Annotated in this window: 13 protein-coding genes; all 13 read right to left on the minus strand. The window is 37.1% G+C overall.

The features are described from left to right. Window positions 1-151: 151 nt before the first annotated feature. Window positions 152-1,555, minus strand: coding sequence for a C69 family dipeptidase (locus tag APS80_RS02390; protein ID WP_059106689.1), 1,404 nt, complete (start codon window positions 1,553-1,555; stop codon window positions 152-154). Window positions 1,556-1,903: 348 nt separating this feature from the next. Beyond that, complete coding sequence (locus APS80_RS02395; protein ID WP_059106690.1) at window positions 1,904-2,641, minus strand: DUF3885 domain-containing protein; 738 nt, start codon at window positions 2,639-2,641, stop codon at window positions 1,904-1,906. 331 nt (window positions 2,642-2,972) lie between these two features. Next, entirely contained in the window at window positions 2,973-4,340 is a 1,368-nt protein-coding gene (gene ffh, locus APS80_RS02400; RefSeq protein WP_059106691.1) for a signal recognition particle protein, read from the minus strand. Window positions 4,341-4,367: 27 nt separating this feature from the next. Further along, complete coding sequence (locus APS80_RS02405; protein WP_059106692.1) at window positions 4,368-4,700, minus strand: putative DNA-binding protein; 333 nt, start codon at window positions 4,698-4,700, stop codon at window positions 4,368-4,370. After that, window positions 4,687-5,934, minus strand: coding sequence for a signal recognition particle-docking protein FtsY (ftsY, locus tag APS80_RS02410; RefSeq protein ID WP_059106693.1), 1,248 nt, complete (start codon window positions 5,932-5,934; stop codon window positions 4,687-4,689). Before ftsY ends, APS80_RS02405 begins: the two co-directional genes overlap by 14 nt. Before the next feature lie 4 nt (window positions 5,935-5,938). After that, on the minus strand, window positions 5,939-9,502 hold the full coding sequence (gene smc, locus APS80_RS02415) for a chromosome segregation protein SMC (protein ID WP_059106694.1): 3,564 nt from the start codon (window positions 9,500-9,502) through the stop codon (window positions 5,939-5,941). Window positions 9,503-9,559: 57 nt separating this feature from the next. Further along, the gene (gene rnc / locus APS80_RS02420; protein WP_059106695.1) at window positions 9,560-10,285 is read right to left on the minus strand and encodes a ribonuclease III; all 726 of its coding nucleotides are present in this window, start codon (window positions 10,283-10,285) and stop codon (window positions 9,560-9,562) included. Window positions 10,286-10,444: 159 nt separating this feature from the next. Then, window positions 10,445-10,678, minus strand: a complete 234-nt coding sequence (locus APS80_RS02425) for an acyl carrier protein (RefSeq protein ID WP_001830184.1) — start codon at window positions 10,676-10,678, stop codon at window positions 10,445-10,447. 148 nt (window positions 10,679-10,826) lie between these two features. Further along, window positions 10,827-11,561 carry a 3-oxoacyl-[acyl-carrier-protein] reductase gene (gene fabG, locus APS80_RS02430; protein WP_059106696.1) on the minus strand — a complete coding sequence of 245 codons (735 nt, stop codon included), beginning with the start codon at window positions 11,559-11,561 and terminating at the stop codon, window positions 10,827-10,829. Further along, a complete protein-coding gene (fabD, locus tag APS80_RS02435; protein WP_059106697.1) occupies window positions 11,554-12,480 on the minus strand; it encodes an ACP S-malonyltransferase in 927 nt (308 codons plus the stop codon). The genes fabG and fabD overlap by 8 nt, the downstream gene beginning before the upstream one ends. Then, the gene (gene plsX / locus APS80_RS02440; protein WP_059106698.1) at window positions 12,480-13,460 is read right to left on the minus strand and encodes a phosphate acyltransferase PlsX; all 981 of its coding nucleotides are present in this window, start codon (window positions 13,458-13,460) and stop codon (window positions 12,480-12,482) included. Before plsX ends, fabD begins: the two co-directional genes overlap by 1 nt. After that, window positions 13,453-14,025, minus strand: coding sequence for a transcription factor FapR (gene fapR / locus APS80_RS02445; RefSeq protein ID WP_059106699.1), 573 nt, complete (start codon window positions 14,023-14,025; stop codon window positions 13,453-13,455). The genes plsX and fapR overlap by 8 nt, the downstream gene beginning before the upstream one ends. Window positions 14,026-14,204: 179 nt before the next feature. Beyond that, window positions 14,205-16,250, minus strand: a complete 2,046-nt coding sequence (gene recG / locus APS80_RS02450; RefSeq protein ID WP_059106700.1) for an ATP-dependent DNA helicase RecG — start codon at window positions 16,248-16,250, stop codon at window positions 14,205-14,207.

Genomic DNA, 16,250 nt, shown 5'->3' on the forward strand with positions numbered 1-16,250 from the left:
TTTATTCTTTACCTTTTAGAAAAATTTAAATGATCACCGTAGACTTCTCATATTGAGTGTGGCTGCAAACAAAAAAGAAGCAGCACAGCGCTCCTTCCGGAAAACCACTATGCTACTCCTCTATCACTTTTTATTTTAAATTAATAAACAATTAGTCGTCTAAATTATATCTTAAATGCATCAGATACATGCCTTTTTCTACTAATGCACCGAGTGCTTCAGTTGACCGTTTCATGTAGATATCAGCCAGCTGTTGATTCTGTTGTTCTAAATATTTTTCTACATCCGTTTGATGATCGATTTGGTCATCTGTATCCATTTGCACACGTAAACACTGACTTGTCACATCATCTTCATAATGGTCCCGAATATCTAGATAGCTGCTGTAGTTAGCATCGCTGATTGTAGATAATGTACGGCTTAACCAATATGCATGATTCGGTGAATACGTCGTTGTCGTATCTTTAAATGCTGCAGGTGTATCATTCACATTCGCGTAGAACGGAACGAGCGCATTAAAGGTATTAGGCCCATATGCAAGCCAGTGAATACCCGCAACTGCATCTGAGACATCGTTACGTATTTGTAGCACATGTACTTCCTGGTTGCGATTGATACCGATAGGACGATATTTTCCTTGTCCTTCACTATCGAAGTCATACATGTCATACGGTGTGTTTTGATAGTGTGAACTGAGCACAAACTTGATATCTGCGACTGATATTTTGAAATCTGCACGGCGGATAAACGGAAAATCACTGTACTCTGGATCATTTACAGTATCTTGATTGAAATAACGTTGGCCATACCATGTTCTTGCATTGTTATACAACGTATCTTTCACCGTATCACTACCAAAAATATGTCTTAAATTCACACGGTTATAATCTGGATTTAAATGATAACGTTCAATCAATGATTTCAAATCATTAGAACAATGAGTATCCTCAGATTCGAAATCAAAATCATCGATATTAAAACGATTGGGAGCAACGACATAACTATCATCTGGAATACGTACTGCGGCCCAATGGTGACCACCTATTGTTTCCAAATACCAAACGCTATCTTTATCTGAAAAAGCGATGCCGTTGAGTTCATATGTGCCATATTGTTCAAGCAACTGACCTAACCGTAAGACCCCTTCTTCAGCAGAATGTATATACGGTAACACAATTGTCAGCATATCTTCTTCACCAATGCCATCTTTAACTAATGGGTCAATGGCATGCGTCATCGCATTGGAAGTGATTGTTTCACAAGCAGTCATCGCAATATTTTCTTCATTAATACCTGATCCTCCCCAGATTCCTTGTCCTTGATCAAAATCAGGAGTAGATGTGTAGCGTAGAGGGTGTTTCGGTAACTCTATCTTCACGCCAGAAATTTTAGATTGATAGGTTTTCGGTTGATCTTCAGGTTGCACAACTACAAAACGTTGCGGGTTCGATTGTTCTCCCCCGTCTTCATTACGTGCAATCATCGTAGAACCATCTATCGTGGCATCTTTTCCGGCAAGTATGGTTGTACATGTTTTAATTGGTTTTTGTGTCATAGAAACATCCTTTCAAAATGAGTTTATTTGTATCAATGTCACCACTTTTATAGTTGGATGCATAACAAACCTTTCACTTATCATAACACAAGTATATACCTAAAGATGCTCCCACGATTTTAATGAACTATTGCTCGACAAATATATTAGTAACTTTGCTAAAAACGCAAAAACCACTAGAAATTTATAAATACATTTTAATCATAATACAAGATAAATATATCCCTTTTAAATAAAGGGGAGTTAAATAATGTTAATCGATCAACATGTTCATTGTCATTTATCATACGATTGCTTAGAAATACCAGAAAGTTATTTGAATTACAGTAATGATTGACATATATAAACTTATATCAATTTAATTGAAAACCTATACCTTAATCTTTGACAAAAAATTATAGTTAAAATTGAAATAAAGTCAGAAAAAATCAATGTTGATATAATACTATACTTCATATTCAGTGTATTTCTCAATTTCAAAATTAACATGTTTTTCTTGAAAATATCGAAGTCCTCTGCATTATTAAACGTAATTATAAACCCACGATCGTCATACAAATAAAACAAAATCCCTTTATCTACATTAATGAAGTAAATAGATGAAAACGTTTCTTTTTGGTTAATATTAGGCACTAAATTAGGAAAGTCTTGATTACAGATTGCCTTTATCAACTTTCGGTATTTAATATCATTCTTTGTGCATTGATATTCAAATACATTAACTATCCTAAATATATCATCATCTCTAATGATTTGATTATATTTATACGATGAAGCAATTTGCTTAGATAGAAATTTTTCAGAAAATCTACTTTTGCGGGGAGTGACATAGTTTGTAGAGATTGAATGAATAAGCCTAATATGATCTTTTGAATCAAATATTTCATTAAAAATGCCAATCGCTTTGCGATAGACAATTTCGAAATAAACGTTATTCGTATTTATGCCATCCTCTTCTATTTGAGACAATTCATTTTCTAAGTATACATTGTAAGTGTTTTTTAAATTATTAAAATTAATATCTTTAATACTATTTATATGGGTCACTTTATTCATTTTTAAATCTACTTTCTTAATATTTTCCACGTTGAGTTAAAATTGCTATTCTTTTTCCTCTTCTATTTATCAATTTATAATAGCTTCACCGTGTTCGTTACCACTATATTACATTATTATCCAACCAGCATTCGGATCTTTTCAATTTTTTGTCCTATAATTTTTGAGTTAATACATTCTTATTAATATCTTTAACTATAACATGCTTATTTGATCTCATAGCTTTTTCACCATATTTTTAGCTCTTTTTATACCAAATCAAGCAGTCATTACTGCCATGACAACTAAAGATACTGCTGAACCTTTAGAAAAAGGACTCAAAGTTTCTTATCACTTTGAGTCCTTAGTTCGTTATATTCATTTAAAACGGTAAGTTCATACCTTTTAACATGTTTTGCATTTGTTGACGTTTGCCTTTTTTACCTTTGCCGCCGCCAGTGAATTGTTTCATCATTTTTTTCATTTCATTAAATTGTTTCATCAAGCGATTGACTTCTTGTAAGGAACGTCCAGAACCCAAGGCAATCCGTTTCTTCCGTGACACATTGAGTTTATCTGGATCACGTCGTTCTAACGGTGTCATAGATTGGATAATCGCTTTAATATGATCGATTTGTTTCTCGCTCATATTAAGCTTATCTAAGCCTTTCATTCGATTCATACCTGGAATCATTTTCATGATATCATCTAACGGACCTAAGTTTTTCACTTGGTCGAGTTGTTCTAAGAAATCATCTAACGTAAAGGATGACGTACGCATTTTTTGTTCTAAATCTTTCGCTTTGTCAGCATCAACATCTTGTTGCGCTTTTTCAATTAAGCTCAATACGTCACCCATACCGAGAATACGAGACGCCATACGTTCAGGATGGAATAATTCTAAACCGTCTAGTTTTTCACTCATCCCAACGAATTTAATTGGTTTTTCAGTGACCGCTCTGATAGAAAGTGCAACACCACCACGTGTATCACCATCTAATTTAGTGAGCGTCACCCCGGTAATATCTAATTGATTATCAAATGATTCGGCCACATTCACCGCATCTTGCCCTGTCATCGCATCTACGACGAGCATAATTTCATTTGGTTTAGTGATTTCTTTTACATCACTGAGTTCTTCCATCAACGCTTCATCGACATGTAGACGACCTGCTGTATCGATAATGACGAAATCTAAATGTTCTTCCTTCGCATGTTGAATCGCATGTTCAACGATTTCTTGCGGTTTAACTTGATCACCTTCAGTATAAACAGGCACATCTAGTTGTTTACCGACTGTTTGTAATTGATTAATGGCAGCTGGACGATAAATATCGGCAGCTACAAGTAATGGCTTTTTATTATATTTTTTACGCATGAGGAGCGCTAATTTACCTGCAGTTGTGGTTTTACCTGCACCTTGTAGCCCCACCATCATCACGACAGTAGGTGGTTTATTTGCCATATTAATCGTTGAATTGTCTCCACCCATCAATTGAGTGAGCTCTTCTTGAACGATCTTGATGACTTGTTGACCTGGTGTTAGTGATTTCATGACGTCTGACCCTAAAGCGCGATCAGAAACTGTTTTAATGAAATTTTTAACTACTTTAAAGTTTACGTCGGCTTCTAGTAAAGCGAGCCTTACTTCACGCATCATCGCTTTGATATCGGCTTCAGTTACTTTACCTTTACCGCGGATTTTCTGCATCGTTTCTTGTAAGCGATCCGATAATCCTTCAAATGCCATACGCAATCACCCTCCTTTATTCATTTCCTATTCGAGTTCTTCGAGTTCATCGATATATTTTTCAATTTGTTTTGCATCGTCTACATGATCACGCATTGCGTTATATATCTCTCGACGCTTCTCAAAATTTTTATATAATCCTAATTTTTGTTCATAATCTTCAACTAAATCGCCAGTTCTTCTTATATTATCATAAACTGCTTGACGACTCACATCAAATGTATCTGCAATCTCACTTAATGAGTAATCTTGTAAATAAAATAACTCTAAGTAATTGCGTTGTTTTTTCGTTAATAAGGATTGATAAAAATCAAACAAGTAATTCATGCGTAACGTTTTAACTAAATCATCTTGGGCCATGGTCATTACCTTCGTTTTCTACGGTATCCACTGTTTCTGGTTCATCATTTGCGTCTGCGTCAATCTCATCGACATCGACGTTTTTCTCAATCATGTCTGCAAAGAGACCATAAACATAACTTTCAGGGTTAAATGGTTGAAGGTCATCTAGTTTTTCACCTAAACCAACGTATTTAACTGGAATGTGAAGTTCGTTACGTATCGCAAGCACGATACCACCTTTAGCCGTACCATCGAGTTTTGTTAATACGATACCTGTCACATTTGTCACTTCTTTAAATGATCTTGCTTGAGATAACGCATTTTGACCTGTCGTTGCATCTAAGCATAAGAGTACTTCATGTGGTGCATCTGGAACTGCACGACCAATGACGCGTTTCACTTTTTCTAACTCATTCATTAAGTTAGCTTTATTTTGTAAACGTCCTGCGGTATCACAGATCAGGATATCTACGCCTTTATTTTTCGCTGCATTAATCGCATCATACATGACCGCTGCAGGGTCTGATCCTTCACTTTGGCTCACGACATCGACGCCGACACGTTCACCCCATACTTGCAATTGTTCAATAGCACCTGCTCTAAATGTATCACCAGCTGCAAGCATGACTTTTTTACCTTCTGATTGGTAGCGATGTGCGAGTTTACCAATTGTAGTGGTTTTACCGACACCATTTACACCAACCATCAAGATGACATTCAAACGATCTTCTTGAATATCGACAGCTTCAGAATTTTCATCGTCTTGATGATATATTTCTACGATTTTTTCAACAATGACTTCTCTTAAGTCTTCTGTTTCTTGAATGTTTTGACGACGTGCTTCGTCTCTTAACTCATCGACAAGTTCCATCACAGTATTGAAACCAACATCTGCAGTAATCAACATTTCTTCAAGTGCTTCAAAGAAATCTTCGTCGACTTTACGATAACGAGCAATTAAATTATTTAACTGTTCTTGGAAATTTTGACGTGATTTTTCTAAACCAGCTTTGAATTTAGCACCGAGTTTTTGAGCTTCGATTTCTTCAAAGTCTTCGATAGAAATTAATCCATCTTCATCAAAATCTGCTTCACTTAATTTTTTAGGTTTCTTCTTCGGCGCCTCTTCTTCCGACTTAGCCTCTGTCGCATCACTTTCTTCGTCTTCTAAAGGCTCAAGCGTCTCTTCTTGTTCAGATTTATCTTCAGTTTGACCCGTGAATTTTTCTTTTAAACGTTTAAAAAAGCTCATTCAGTTACTCCTCCTTCATCACTTCATCTACCGTATTCAGGTTGACACTTACCAAACGTGATACCCCAGATTCTTGCATCGTTACACCATAAAGTCGATCAGAATATTCCATCGTACCTTTGCGGTGGGTAATCACGATAAATTGCGTTTGATCCGATAAAGCTTTTAAGTATTGTGCATAGCGAATCACATTGGCTTCATCTAACGCTGCCTCTACCTCATCTAGTATAACAAATGGTGCAGATCTTACTTTTAATATAGCAAATAATAATGCAATCGCACTTAATGCACGCTCGCCACCACTTAACAGTGATAAATGTTGTAATTTCTTACCGGGCGGTTGGACGATGATATCCACCCCTGCAGAGAGATAATCGTCATTCGTGAGTTGTAATTCAGCTTTACCACCGCCAAACAGCTGTTTAAATACTTCAGTAAAATGACTTTGAACTTCGTGGAACGTGGTTTTAAAACGATCTTTCACTTCTTGATCCATCTCATCAATGATTTGTTCAAGCGTAGCCTTCGCATCGCGTAAATCTGTCCGTTGTTCATTTAAGAATGTGTAACGTTCATTGATTTCCTCAAATTGCTCTATCGCATTTAAATTGACTGGACCTAATTCTTCAATAGACATTTTCGTCAGTTTAACCTTTTTACGTAAATTGTCAATCTCATCATCTAATTCATATCGTTCTTGTGCACGTTCAAATGTGAGATGGTAGTCCTCACTTAAGTGATCAATCGCATGATTAATGAGCACATCTAAACGTGATTGTTGCGTTTTAATATCTTGATATCGATTCTCTATCGATAGTATATCACGATGTGTTTCTTGAAGTTGGGCGTCTTTTTGTTCAATCGTCTCATTGACTTCCGTACGACGTGCTTTGTGTGTTTCTAAATCAGCCGCATAACTCGCTTTATTATTTTGATGTGTATCGATTTGTTGCTGGATTTGGTCGTACGCACTTTGTCCCGTCACTTCATCTGAGTTAAATAATTCAATTTGATCCGCCACTTTTTGTTGTTGTTGTTTTGTATCGTCAATTTGACGTTCAGTCCGTTCGAGAGATTGGCGATTCGTTTTCAACCGTTCTTTAATCACTGCTAAGTCTGATTGTTTTTGGTGCAATTGTTGTTGAACAGCTTGGGAATTAGCTTGTCCTTCTTTAGATAGTTGTGTATACGTTTCAATATCTTTTTCTAATTGTGTCAGTTGCTGTTGGATACGCTGTTGATCTTGTTGTTTTTCTTCAAGTGTGTGCTTACTTTTATCACTTTGATAGCCATCGTTTTTCTCGAATTCAAACTCTTCGTGTTCGTCTTTAATGCGTGACTCATTATCGCGCAATCGATCGAGTTCAAGTGATTGTTCATGAGCTTGTTGTTTCACTTGGTTATACGTTTGACTTTGATTGAAGTAATCATCACTTAATTGATCGACTTGTTCTTTCACCGCTTTATAATCTGCTTCAAATGTCCGTGTTTGCTGTTCATAGGAAGCGAGCTGTTCTTTCATCTTAGTCAATTCATCTTTTTGTGACAAAATGCTTTTCGTTTTACGTTGGCCGCCACCTGACATGGATCCACCCGGATTAACGACATCGCCTTCTAACGTTACAATGCGTGTGCAGTAGCGTATTTGTCTGGCTAGCGCATTGGCATGTTTAAGGTCGTCCACAATAATCGTATTGCCTAATAAATTATCAATAATATGTTGATATGTACTAGACACTTGTACTGCTTCAGACGCAATATTGATAAAACCTTCTGCTTGTTGTGCAGTTTGTTTAATATCCGAAGCTAAGTATCTCGGTTTAATGACATGAAGGGGTAAAAATGTTGCTCTGCCTAAGCCATTCTGTTTTAAATATTGAATGGCTTGTCTACCATCCTTTTCGGTTTCTACAATGACGTGTTGAAGAGAGGCCCCGAGTGCAGTCTCAACTGCTTGAGTCAACTCAGAAGGCACGTCCATCACTTCTGCCACTGCACCATGAATACCTGATAATTGCTGATTTTTTGCTTGGAGTATGTGTTTCACACCATTAAAAAAGTAACTATAATCTTCTTGCTGTGTTTCTAAACTATCGATACGTGATTTTAACTTTTCATTATAACGATAAGCTTGGTGTAGTTTTGACTCATGCTCATTTTGTGAAGCTTTCGCTTGTGTTAATTGACGTTCATATTGTTTCAATTGTGCATTCAACGCATCAAGTTGTTGCTCTGTCTCTTGATATGCTGTTTCAGTATCGTTGATTTGTGACTGAATCGATTTTAATTGTTCATAAGCTTCAACAAGTCGTGAATCTAAACGAGATTGTTTGGATTCATTTTCTTCAATAGAATGTTCTAAAAACCGAATATCGTTATTCACATCAGATAGTTGAGATCTCAACGTATAATATTCATCTCTGATTGACTCAAGTTTTTCTGCATGCGTATCGCCATCCATATTGAGTTGTTGTTCAAGCTCATGGATTTGTTGTGTTAACGTTTGTTGTTGTGCTTTCAATTTATCAATCGTTTCTTGGGTCTCACGTTTTTCAGACTCTAATGTATCAAGTTGGTGAGCTAAATTAGCTTGATCTTCTTCAAAACGCGCATTGGTTTTAGATTGATTTTTCTTACGTTCTTCTAACACATTAAGTTGTCCTGTATATTTTTCTACAGCTTCTGTCGCTTCAACTAACTGTTGATTTAACTGTTCAACTTGTTGATCTAGCTGGTTACGTTCATTTTTATATTTAACTAAAGCTTGATTGAGTTGCGTTTTTTCTGCATCTTTATTTTCCTGTTGGCTCTTCAATTCATTTAACTCGTTATCATGCGATTGGATTTGTTCATTATATGTCTCAATATCATGAACGGTAACAAGCACATCACTTTTTTCCATTTCTTTGGAAAGGGTTTGATATTCTTTCGCTATCGCCGCTTCTTCTCTTAGTGGTTCGACGCGACCTTCTAAATCATACAAGATATCTTCGACACGGGTTAAATTATCTTCAGTTTGATCTAACTTTTCCACCGATGTCGCTTTACGCTTTTTATATTTTAAAACGCCAGCAGATTCTTCAATAATTTGTCTTCGGTCCACCGGTTTCGCGTTCAATATTTCATCCACGCGTCCTTGAGAAATAATGCTAAACGCTTCTTTGCCCAAACCTGAGTCTAAAAATAACTCAATGATATCTTTTAACCGAGCACGTTCATTATTTAAATAATATTCACTGTCCCCATTACGATATAAACGTCGAGTCACAGTGACGGTTGTAGCATCGACTTGTAAATCACCGGATTCATTATCTAATGTCAATTTAACTTCTGCATAGTTTTGTGCATGTCGATGTTCGGCACCAGAAAAAATGATGTCTTGCATTTTTGAGCCTCTTAATGATTTCGCAGACTGTTCACCGAGCACCCACTTGATCGCATCTGTGATATTACTTTTACCACTGCCATTAGGACCGACGATTGCCGTGACACCTTTATCAAATTGCACCTCTGTATGGTCCGCAAATGATTTAAAGCCAAATGCGTCAATCGATTTCAAATAAACCATGATTTACTCCTTCGTATTCCTATATAACTGGTGTAGTTGATTAAATCTGCATTTGAACTACTGCTTCATAGATTTATAAGCACGTTCAGCTGCTTTTTGCTCTGATTCTTTCTTCGTTTTCCCTTGACCTGTCGCTACAGGTTGATCGTCTAGCATCACTTCTGATGTAAATAAACGATGATGTGCAGGTCCTTCTTGTTTCACTAAACGATAGGACACTTCGCCGCTATTTTGACGATGCACAAACTCTTGAAATTGGGTTTTAAAATCAACCACGCCTTCAAGTTCGTCTTCTTCGACAAATGGGAAAATCACTTTTTCAGAAAAGCGTTGAACGGCTTCAAGACCTTGATCTAAATAAAGTGCACCAACAAAGGCTTCAAACGCATCTGATACGAGTGAAGGTCTCGTACGTCCTCCTGTTTTTTCTTCACCTTTTCCTAATAAAATGAGTTCGTTCAAATTAATTTTATTCGCAAATATTACAAGTGAGGGTTCACAAACAATTGCTGCTCTCATTTTAGTTAAATTACCTTCTGGTAAATTAGGATATTTATCAAACAAATAGCGTGATACCGTCAATTCTAATACTGCGTCTCCTAAAAATTCTAATCGCTCGTTATGATCCAAACGATTCATATTAAAATCATTGATAAAACTAGAGTGGGAAAAAGCTTGTTGGTATAACTCAATATCATCTGCTTGCAATGACAATTCTTCCATTTTTTTGGCGAATTGCGCTCTGAATTGGGTTACCATTTCACTTTTCTTATGTTGACTCACTCCATCTCCTCCTTACTTTCGATATGTGATTTGTGCATACGGGCACATAGTCTATATTTTACGTGAATTTAAGATAAAACTAAAGCGAAAAAGTGAAAGCTTTCGTTAAAAATGCAAAAAAACTGAGCCGTTATCAAGCGACTCAGTTTATCGGTTTTATTATTTTTCAAGGCTGTTGATATATTTAACAGCGTCACCAACAGTATTGATTTTTTCTGCTTCTTCATCAGGAATTTCTGTACCAAATTCGTCTTCTAATTCCATAACTAATTCAGCAATATCAAGTGAATCAGCGCCTAGATCATCTTTGAAAGATGCGTCTTCAGTTACTTTGTCAGCATCTACACCTAAACGGTCAACGATGATATCTTTTACTTTATCGAAGTTTTCCACGTCGAGTCACCTCCTTTAAAAGTATTTTATATTAGAGACTTTTATATTTTCCCATTTTCTTAATTGAAATACAAGCCATATTTGAACTCATCAGTGTTGATATAACTCAAATCATCACAAATTACACATTTGATCAGAGTTGAGGCCCTTACATGAACATACCGCCGTTTACATTGATGACTTGTCCTGTAATATATTTCGCTCTATCAGAAGCTAGGAATGAAACTGTATTAGCGATATCTGTATCTTCACCTAGACGACTAAGTGGAATATTTTGTAACATTTGGTCTTTTACTTCATCGCTAAGTGCATCTGTCATGTCAGAGACAATGAAGCCAGGCGCAACAGCATTCACTGTGATATTTCTAGAAGCAAGTTCTTTCGCAGCTGATTTTGTTAATCCAATCACACCTGCTTTAGACGCAACATAGTTCGCTTGACCTGGATTACCAATTTCACCGACGATGCTTGTTAAGTTGACGATAGAACCTTGTTTTTGTCTCAACATGTGAGGTGTAACTTTTTGGATACAGTTGAAAGTACCTTTAAGGTTGGTATTGATGACTGCATCCCAGTCTTTTTCTTTCATGCGCATAAGTAAGTTATCACGTACTATACCTGCATTGTTAACTAAGGTATCAATTGTACCGAATTGTTCAACCACTTCTTTAATCATGCTTTTAACTGCATCACTATCTGATACGTCAGCTTGAATTGCAAAGCTTTCAACGCCTTGTGCTTTGATTTCTTCTACAACTGCTTCTGCTTTATCTTTACTGCCTGCATAGTTTACTGCAACGTTGAAACCATCTTCAGCAAGTTGTAAAGCAATTCTACGACCGATACCTCTAGAAGCACCTGTTACTAATGCATTTTTAGTCATTTTCATTCCATCCTTTCACATCTTCAAGCGTTTGAATTGATGTCACAGTGACATCTCGATTTATTTTTCTAATCAAACCTGCTAAAACTTTTCCTGGACCAATCTCAATGAAATGATAGACACCTTGTTCGATGAGCCATTCAGTAGAAGCAATAAATTCAACAGGTGAATACAACTGTTTAATCATGTTCTGTTTAATCGCTTGGGCTTCGGTTTCGCCTTTTGCGTTAAAGTTTTGTACGACAGGGAATGCAGCATCGTGCCATTCAAACTGATCGATAAATTCAGCAAAGTCTGTTTCAATGACTTGCATCATAGAAGAGTGGAATGGACCAGATACAGCAAGTGGTTTCGCTCTTCGCGCACCATAGGCTTTAGGATCTTCTACTAATTTGTCGATTAAACTTTTATGACCTGACACTACAATTTGTCCTGGCGCATTGATGTTGGCAGGCTCTATTTTTTCATCGTCAGTAGATAGTTTTTGGCAAAGTTCATCTACTTCTTCATAGTCTAAACCAAGTACGGCTGCCATACTACCGACACCATCAGGAAACGCAGCTGCCATCAATTGACCACGTTTACGTACAATTTTGACTGCATCTTCGAAAGAAAGTACGCCTGCTGCAACTAAGCTGGAATATTCTCCTAAACTATGCCCCATTGTATAATCAGGGTTAATCTCTTTCATCGCTTTAAATAGTGCCACACTATGTGTTAACAGTGCAGGTTGCGTATTTTCAGTTTGTCCTAAGATCTCATTGGGATCGTTGAACATTGTATCTAACAAATCAAAATCTACTGCGTTTTGCGCTTGATCTAAAACTTGAGTAGCTTGTTCGTCTTGTTGATATAAATCTTGCGCCATACCTACTTTTTGGGAACCTTGTCCCGGAAAAATAATTGCTGTTTTACCCATTAAGATTCACCAACCGTTTCTTTCATTGTTTCTACTACTTTTTCTTCAGAAGCAATTTTCGCTTGTCTAATTGCCGAGTAAAAAGCTTTCGCATTGGAACTACCATGCGCTTTAACGACGATACCATCTAAACCTAGTAAAACTGAGCCACCATATTCAGCATAATCCATTTTTGCCATTAACATCGTTAAATCTCTTCTGATCAATAATGCGGCAACTTTATTTTTCATACCTCTTAGTAAAGTGGTTTTTAACATTTTACCAATTGATTTAGCGGTACCTTCAAGGTTTTTCAAAATCATATTGCCTGTATAACCGTCAGTAACGACGACATCAGAAGCGTCTTGCATTAAGGCTTTCGCTTCGACGTTACCAGCGAAGTTAAAGTCATTTTGTGCTGCCATAAGTTGATATGCTTTTTTCGTTAGCGCATTCCCTTTGGCAGGTTCTGTACCGATGTTTAATAAACCAACGGATGGTTCTTTTATACCACGTAATTTCTGTGCATATACATTACCGAGTTGTGCATATTGTAATAAGTGTTCAGCCTTCGCATCTGCATTCGCACCCACATCCATGAAGACGAAGCCTTTACCTGAAATGGTAGGTAATGTAACTACAAGCGCTGGGCGTACAACACCTTTAATACGTCCGACGATAAAGAGTCCTGCAGACATGAGCGCTCCTGTATTACCTGCGGATACACAACTATCCGCTTCACCATTTTTAACGGCTTCAGCTGCGCGAACCATAGAGCTATCTTTTTTACGTTTAATCGCTCTAACAGGTTCGTCTTCCATCGTAATTTGTTCTTCACAATGTCTAAAATCAATACGTGGATGATCTAATGTATATTGAGATTGATCTCCAAATAATATGATTTCTAAATCACTGAAATCATTCACTGCTCTTTCAACAGCTTCAAGCACAATTGCTGGTGCGTCATCGCCACCCATCATATCTACAGCTACTTTAACCATTTTCTGTTTCATCCTCACTTGTATAATACATTTTGAATGTGCCTTCAAAAACTTGTGTTTGTTGCACATAAGATTTAACTTCAATATAAAAATATTTGTCATTCACTTCTAAAACGCGTGCCTTCGCATGTACATTATCATGCAATTTCACTTGTTTCACAAATTTAACGCGGCTTTCTCGGGTCAACACAACAGGTTTATGTATCAGTGCCACACAAAGCGAGTTCGCTTGGGCAAATAACACGTGTCCACGCGCAATTTGATTTCGCGTAAACACGGAATCTTCATTGATTTGTATGACCGATGTTGCTGTCTCATTCGGCACGATATCAATCACGTAACCGATGATTTCGTTCGCTTCAATGGATTGAATGCGTTCATGATTCTGTTGTGCCACCATTTTAATGCGCGTTCTTAATTCCGGAATGTTTAACTGAGACCGATCAAGTCTAATCGTTTGGATACTCACATGAAAGCGTTGACTGAGTTCATTATCGGTAACAAAGGGATTCGCTTCGATTTCATTTTCGATCGCAGCTTGTCGATCTTGTTTTTTCATCTTCATGCATTTCATTCTCCCTTTTTAGTACCTAGTCTTAAATATCCTTAACATATCATAACATTTTCTAAAACAGATACTCAACAAATAACGCAATGGACGCATTGGCATTTGGGTAACATTGTAACCTGATGGATACATTTTCTGAGATCCTTTCTTAAAGGTGACTCACGATTTATCTTTAATCAGTCAAAGCTTGTATAGAGTAAGTGTTCTTCGATAAATGTGCGCAATCTCGTATAAGTCTCGCTGAAAAATTCACCAGATTGAATTAATTCACCTGCTTCATTTCTCGCAACTTCTAACATTTTGTAATCTTCTACAACATCTGCAACTAAGAAATCAGGTAAGCCGCTTTGTTTCACACCGAAGAAATCCCCAGGGCCTCGCATTTCGAGATCTCGTTCACTCAGTTCAAAACCATCTGTGGTTTGCGTCATAATAGTCATCCGTTCAATGCCTGTTTCTGTTTTAGGAGAAGCGATGAGCACACAATAACTTTGATGTTCGCTACGTCCTACACGTCCCCGTAATTGGTGAAGTTGTGACAATCCAAAGCGATCCGCATCATAGATAATCATGAATGTCGCATTTGGCACATTGACCCCAACTTCTACAACCGTAGTAGCGACGAGTATATCTATTTCCTTATCACTAAACTGAGCCATAACATTGTCCTTGTCTTCTGAACTTAACTTACCATGAAGTAAGCCGACATTGTAATTAGGATAACGCATTTTCAATGACTCAAATAACGCGATGACGTTTTGCACATCTTCGAGATGTTCAGAACTCTCAATTAATGGACAAATGACATAGGCTTGTCGTCCCTTTTCTAACTCTGACGTCATTTGATTAAGCACTTGATCATAAGACTCATGTTTCGCCCATTCTGTAATGATTGGTTTTCGACCCTTAGGTAATTGCTTAATAGAAGAAACGTCCATTTCTCCGAAGACAGAGATTGCGAGTGTTCTTGGTATTGGGGTTGCCGTCATGAATAACACATTCGTCATAGCCCCTTTTTCTCTTAATTTCTGACGTTGTTCAACGCCAAAACGGTGTTGTTCATCCGTGATAACTAAGCCGATTTGATCAAAATAAACATCATCTTGTATGAGCGCATGAGTTCCTACTAAGCAATCAATTTCGCCATTTTGTAGCTGTTCTAACAGTACTTTTCTCTTCTTACCTTTTACTGAACCAGTGAGCAGTGCGACGTTCATTCTATCGCCAAATAATTCTGCTAAACTTTCAGCATGTTGTTCAGCTAAAATTTCTGTCGGAACCATCAAAGCAGATTGATAGCCGGCCGTTTTTAAAGCATACATACATATAGCAGCAACTACCGTTTTACCAGAACCTACATCACCCTGTAACAGACGGTGCATGCGAATCGGTGCTTTTAAATCTCGGAAGATTTCATTCACACTTTGTTTTTGGGCATCAGTCAATTCGAAAGGTAATGAATCAATAAACGCTTTGACTAATGATAAATCATAGTCGACCTCGATGGAATCATCGGATGATTTCTCAAGACGGTTTAACCATTGCATGCGCAATTCGAACATGAAGAGCTCTGTAAACGCATAAGTTCTTCTTGCCTTTAATAACGATGTTTTATCTGGCGCATAATGCAAAGTGCGAATCGTATCTTCCAATGATTCTAGTTTATATTTGGATTTCAATTCTTCTGAAAGCCATTCATGAATTTCTACTTTTTCTAAGACTTGTCGTATCATATCGCGTAACGGCTTTTGTTTAATGCCTTCTTTAATACGATAGACCGGTTCTAGCTGGGTTTCACCATTATTTTCTACATTAAAAAACATGCGTTGACCGGTAATCTCTTGCTTTCTTCGGTGCCATTTCCCTTTGATTGTTACCATTTCGTTGAGCTGAATTTTATTTTTTAAATAGGGTTGATTGAAAAACACACATTTAACCGCAATTTGATTCACCATAATATGTACAGTCAATTTAGACTTATTTCGTCCAAAAAAAGCGACAGATGGAGAAGTATAGACTTCACCCACTACTGTCACAGTTGATTCGTCTTCAGCTTGGTTCAAATCCACCACGGTATTGTCTTCATAACGGGTTGGAAAATATAACACCAAGTCTTCAATTGTATGAATATTAAGTTCGTTTAACACTGCAAGTCGTTTGGGCCCCAAACCTTTAACATCAGAGAGCGGAAACGGATTTTCAATCAAGTTTACTTTTGACAT

Source organism: Staphylococcus auricularis, from assembly GCF_001500315.1.
GTDB lineage: Bacteria > Bacillota > Bacilli > Staphylococcales > Staphylococcaceae > Staphylococcus > Staphylococcus auricularis.